Below are 627 nucleotides of genomic sequence, written 5' to 3'. Positions count from 1 at the left end.
GAGGAACAGTTTCAGGAAGCAAAGAACCGCTGCTTCCGTATTCTTGCCGATTATCTCCACTTGCTTATGGCATGGAGAAAGGACTACGCCCCGCACTCCCCGGAGGAAGCCTTTCATCCCCGGTTCGTGGGAGCCTTACAGAAGCAAGCCCAAGTGGAATATCTGCTGGATATATTGCTGTTCGGGGAGACAGAGGAAAAAGCGGCTTTGATTGCGGACTACGGAAAGGATGTGATACAGCTTGAACAGCGAATGGCAGAGCTTGCAGCCGCAGACGCAGCAAGAATTAAAAAACACCATGAACGCCATGCAGCCACCCCAGAGCATTGAGGAAATCAAAGCGGGACTGGAAACTACCGAGAAAGGCGGTGTCCGTCAGAGCATACGGAACTGCCTGACCGTATTCCAGCGTGACCCGCTGCTTTCCGGGGCTATCGCATACAACATCCTGACCGACCGCAAGGACATCATAAAGCCCATCGGCTTCCACAGAGAAAGCACCGCCCTGAACGATACGGATATGAAGTATCTGCTTCTCTATCTGGAAGAAACCTATGGGCTTACCAATGAGAAAAAGATTGATAATGCCATCGGGATTGTGGCGAATGAAAACAAGTACCATCCCAT

General features: G+C 51.0%; 2 pseudogenes. Both read left to right on the top strand.

Features of this window, described 5'->3' with window-relative positions:
* A pseudogene (locus DWY93_RS16885) lies at nt 1-330 on the top strand (DNA primase); the annotation flags it as partial.
* Nucleotides 299-627, top strand: a pseudogene (locus tag DWY93_RS16880) (virulence-associated protein E); the annotation flags it as partial. The pseudogenes DWY93_RS16885 and DWY93_RS16880, both read left to right, overlap by 32 nt.

The sequence above is a fragment of the Clostridium sp. AF28-12 genome (assembly GCF_003435225.1).
GTDB classification, from domain to species: Bacteria; Bacillota; Clostridia; order Lachnospirales; family Lachnospiraceae; genus Pilosibacter; species Pilosibacter fragilis.
Note: the sequence above shows the minus strand (reverse complement) of the source record. Positions and strands in the feature narration are given on the sequence as shown.